Genomic DNA, 4,080 nt, shown 5'->3' with positions numbered 1-4,080 from the left:
TCGACTGCAGCCTTAGCATGTTGGCTACCGTCAGCTAAGTGGTCACTTTGCTCTTCATCTTTAACGAGGAACATTTTGCATTCTGGGCAGCGACCGGGCTCATGGCTGGTCACGTCAGGATGCATGGGGCAGTAATACTCTGCTCCATCTTGATTAGACTCATGCTGGTGAGCTTGAGTGTGTTGTCTATTAGCTGTTTCTGCTGTTTGGCTAAATCCGATGAGTGGGGTCGATGCCATCATTAGACTTAATGCACAAACGGCAGTTTGGCGTATTTTCTTTATCTTAAATAAACTCATAATGCCTTATCTCCACCCTAATGATTAGTGATGCGTGTGAGCTGATTTAGTCGCTTTATCGCCAGTAGCGACAGGTTCTAAATCCATACCACACTTAGGGCAGCTATCGCCTTCTTGACCTGTAATAGCTGGGTTCATTGGGCATGCATGGGTATGTTTGCTCATATGTTTCTGGTGTTTTTTAGCTTTATTAGGGCACGACTCTTTATTAGGGCAAGAATCACAGTTTTGGTTATGGGCTTTAGCTGCCGTTTTTGTGACTTCTAAATCCATACCGCACTTAGGGCAAGAATCACCTTTCGTACCAGTTACTTCTGGGTGCATTGGGCAAGCATAAGCTTGGTTTTGTACTGCATGTTGGTTTTTATGTGCACCGTGATGATGCTCATTTGCTGACGCAGTGCCTGTCCAAGACAACATTAACAAGGCAGATAAGGCTAAACTTATAAGGGTTTTCATAATTCTACTCCATCATAGAGATGGCCGAATGGCTGTGCTTAGCATAAGCAACAGAACAATTAACGGCTAAAATAATTGCTGATTAAGATTAATAACGGTTTCTGATCCGCGAACAGATGTATACGAAGAGACGTATAGCCTCTGTTTAAGCGATTGGAGGTCTTAAATCTTGTGGCAATGAAATAGAGTGGAAATGAGGCATTGGAGTGGCCGTTACAATTTCGGAAGTGGTGAAACCTGGCCAAGGTGACGCACTAAGCAGGGTACCTGTTACTGAAATAACCAAGCAATGGTTGCAGTCGCTCTGACATGATCCATTGCCGTTGCAACAATCTTTTGAATTGCCGGGAAGCATTTGCATTTGTTCTTCAGAATCGCAGCAATGAGCCCCTTCATCCATTTGAACTTGATGACATTCAGTTCCGTCTTGCATACTCATCATTTGCATATCACCAGCCATCGCACTGGGTACCATCAAGGATCCATTAGATAGCACTAGCTGACTCAGCAAAGCGAGTAGCGTTAGGGCTAGTAATGTATGTCGACGGAATATGCTAAGCATGATGTATCCAAACAATAAGTTGCGATAAGTCTATCATAGGAATTATGTGGCACATTGATAAACTTCACAATTTTATCTGTTCAATGTGCCATCTCTATAAGTTATAGCGTGAATATCCTATTGTTTTGAAAGTAGTAACTTTGTCATAAGTTGACCATGAGTCATTAGATTGACTTGTTGCTGTCCTCCCATACTGTCAGTTAATTGAATGGTCGGATTATCGATAAATTGATAAGCATCTGCTTCAGACAAAATGCTCGGAGTGAGCGCCTCGTAATTAGCCCCGCTATTAAAATCAATGTATAGATAAAGCAGCTCTGATTTAACCCAGTTAGAATCTTCGGCGTTGATATCAAAAAGATCACGATATTGAACCTCGATCAGATTGGGACCATTGTCGAGATCTAGGTAGCGGCTATCGACTTTACTTAGTCCGTTAACAGCGAGTACTTCTATAGACTCAGGAAAGGACACCGATGCAGCAGAAGAGATGAAACTGGTGAGTGATAGTGCGATAACAGCAATAAACTTTTTCATAATAAACTCCAAACTAAATTAAGTCGTTATTAATGCGAATATCTCTTCGGCTTCAAAGAGTGTTTCTGCAATCGATGCAGGGGTAATTGTTTTGGCTCAAATGAGCGTTCTAAAAATCATTACCAGTTAAAGCCAACATGATATGAGACAGTGCGCTACTGGCCAGCTATCAATAATGTGTGACAGCAAAGGCGCAATATTTCTGTAATGCTAAGCGCTGTATTGCTAGGCGCTCAATATGGATTAAGTTGAGATAAAGCTTAAAGACTGATGGGAGGGGGATTGATGGGCGACAACTCAGCAGTCTGTAAAGACCAAAAAACCGTTTGTACACTGGCCGTAGAACTTTGGGCGCTAGTGGTAAATTGTTCTTGCTCCATAATGCCTGGAGCCGATACATAGTGGGATACACAGTTATCCGCCCCTAACAGCTCGCATAGGGCGTCACAATCAATCTCAACTAAGCTAAAATCGCCTAAACCATCTAGGTCTAAATTTGGTGCTGTTGAATCACAGCTAATCTGCGAGTCCGCAATATGGGGCAGTCGAAAACTTTCAGCTATGAGTTCTGCTGTGGGTATGAGTGAAGCTTGGGGCTGATTATTTTCGGAGACGTGTGGTTGATAAACGTGTGAGCTAGCATGCAAAAATTTTGGCATCGCCATCGCTGGAGACAAGATAAACTGCCCTACCAGTGAGATGAAAAATGCTAAATATACAATTTGCTTACGCATGCTAACCTTAATGTGACCAAATCAAGTTGATGTAATTAGAAGACCTAGGTTTTAGAGATAAAGTTTCATTATTCATAATTTTTTTGATTTTAGATGTATGGCATGCCTCCTTTTACATCTAAAAGATTTTCAAACTAAAGAATTTATACTGCTCAAATATCAGCTTGATAGCCTATTAACCTTGCGGCAATCAAGGCTTTAGAGTAGCTTTAGTAAATGTGCATATAATGTGAGCAATTGAGGGCTCAGAAAACAGAGTTAGAGCCATGTCTCATTTTGCACTTTTAGTTCCAGATCAATGAGTAGGATCTAGTTTATACTGGAAGGCATAAATAGCGATGAAGTTAACTTACATCGATATAAAAATTAAATATTCGGAGAAGAGTGATGAACTGGCGAGCACTATTTAAACCTAGCGCAAAATATTCGATTCTAGCCTTGCTAGTTATCGGTGTAGTTGTCGGTGTTGTAGGCTATTTTGCTACACAGCAAACGTTACATGCTACAAGTACAGATGAATTCTGTATGAGCTGTCACAGCAACCATTCGTTGAAAGCAGAAGTTCTTGCTTCACCTCACGGCGGTAATAGCGCGGGTGTTACGGTACAATGTCAAGATTGTCACCTTCCACACAACCCAGTTAAGTACCTAGTGAAGAAGATCATCGTATCTAAAGATCTATACGGTTACCTAACGATTGACGGTTTCAACACTCAAGAGTGGTTGGATGCAAACCGTAAAGAGCAGGCTGACCTAGCGCTTAAGTATTTCAAAGGCAATGACTCTGCTAACTGTAGACACTGTCACACTCGTATCTACGAGGACCAGCCTGAAGCTATGAGCAAGATGGCGAAGAGAATGCACGCTAACAACTTCAAGAAAGCTGAAGACAAGCGTAAGACTTGTGTAGACTGTCACAAAGGTGTTGCTCACGTTTATCCTAAGGGATAATACGCCAGCAAACCTAGAGTTAGCTAAGCCTGCTAACTCTTCAAGTTAATCGCTAAAAGCCCCTTAATTGGGGCTTTTTTGTTTTTAAAATCTAACAAGGCGCTAGGAAAAGCAGATAAAGACCCTAGGGAAAGCTAAGACGGAAAAGCTAGATAAGCCTGAGATGGTTTGCCTTTATTGAGTTGCGGGCTAGGATTTTTCTGCAGGTTGGGCTTTGATCCATCAATACGTTAATCATTTATTACTCGAACCGTTCATTACGAGCTGACGGCATAAATGCCGACCTACAAATGCAAAGCGAAGAAAGGTCCTAGGAAAGGCTTAGACGATCGGCCAGCGGCCTAGGGAACGTGACTGCGTCACTTACGGAACGCTATGCTGACGGAAAAGACGGAAAAGACGGAAAAGACGGAAAAGGCAAAAAAGCTGATGCCGTTTTGCCTGTGTTGTTTCGACTGTTGCTAGAACCTAGAACCTAGAACCTAGAACCTAGAACCTAGAACCTAGAACCTAGAACCTAGAACCTAGAACCTAGAAC

The 4,080-nt window shown here is 42.1% G+C and carries 6 protein-coding genes; 1 reads left to right on the top strand and 5 read right to left on the bottom strand.

What is annotated here, in order from left to right; genetic code table 11:
• The 5 genes from ACVBIU_RS20375 to ACVBIU_RS20355 form a co-directional block, all read right to left on the bottom strand.
• Positions 1-299, bottom strand: a 299-nt coding sequence (locus tag ACVBIU_RS20375; protein ID WP_447164638.1) for a heavy metal-binding domain-containing protein, incomplete at its 3' end; no start/stop codon positions are given.
• A 24-nt stretch (positions 300-323) separates the two neighbouring features.
• The gene (locus tag ACVBIU_RS20370) at positions 324-758 is read right to left on the bottom strand and encodes a heavy metal-binding domain-containing protein (protein ID WP_447164637.1); all 435 of its coding nucleotides are present in this window, start codon (positions 756-758) and stop codon (positions 324-326) included.
• Positions 759-903: 145 nt separating this feature from the next.
• Complete coding sequence (locus tag ACVBIU_RS20365) at positions 904-1,320, bottom strand: hypothetical protein (protein ID WP_447158963.1); 417 nt, start codon at positions 1,318-1,320, stop codon at positions 904-906.
• Positions 1,321-1,437: 117 nt separating this feature from the next.
• Entirely contained in the window at positions 1,438-1,857 is a 420-nt protein-coding gene (locus tag ACVBIU_RS20360; protein ID WP_447164636.1) for a DUF2057 family protein, read from the bottom strand.
• A 260-nt stretch (positions 1,858-2,117) separates the two neighbouring features.
• The gene (locus ACVBIU_RS20355; RefSeq protein WP_447164635.1) at positions 2,118-2,591 is read right to left on the bottom strand and encodes a hypothetical protein; all 474 of its coding nucleotides are present in this window, start codon (positions 2,589-2,591) and stop codon (positions 2,118-2,120) included.
• Positions 2,592-2,978: 387 nt separating this feature from the next.
• Between ACVBIU_RS20355 and ACVBIU_RS20350 the strand changes: the two genes are divergently transcribed.
• Positions 2,979-3,542: a NapC/NirT family cytochrome c gene (locus ACVBIU_RS20350; RefSeq protein ID WP_447158960.1), complete on the top strand. Its 564-nt coding sequence runs from the start codon at positions 2,979-2,981 to the stop codon at positions 3,540-3,542.
• The last annotated feature ends 538 nt before the right edge of the window (positions 3,543-4,080 follow it).

This window comes from Shewanella sp. 30m-14, assembly GCF_052977125.1.
This window is presented reverse-complemented; position numbering and strand designations above follow the sequence as displayed.

Coding starts and splice junctions, on each gene's coding strand:
- ACVBIU_RS20370 (WP_447164637.1), bottom strand. CDS start 758: ATGAAAACCCTTATAAGTTTAGCCTTATCTGCCTTGTTAATGTTGTCT.
- ACVBIU_RS20350 (WP_447158960.1), top strand. CDS start 2,979: ATGAACTGGCGAGCACTATTTAAACCTAGCGCAAAATATTCGATTCTA.
- ACVBIU_RS20365 (WP_447158963.1), bottom strand. CDS start 1,320: ATGCTTAGCATATTCCGTCGACATACATTACTAGCCCTAACGCTACTC.
- ACVBIU_RS20360 (WP_447164636.1), bottom strand. CDS start 1,857: ATGAAAAAGTTTATTGCTGTTATCGCACTATCACTCACCAGTTTCATC.
- ACVBIU_RS20355 (WP_447164635.1), bottom strand. CDS start 2,591: ATGCGTAAGCAAATTGTATATTTAGCATTTTTCATCTCACTGGTAGGG.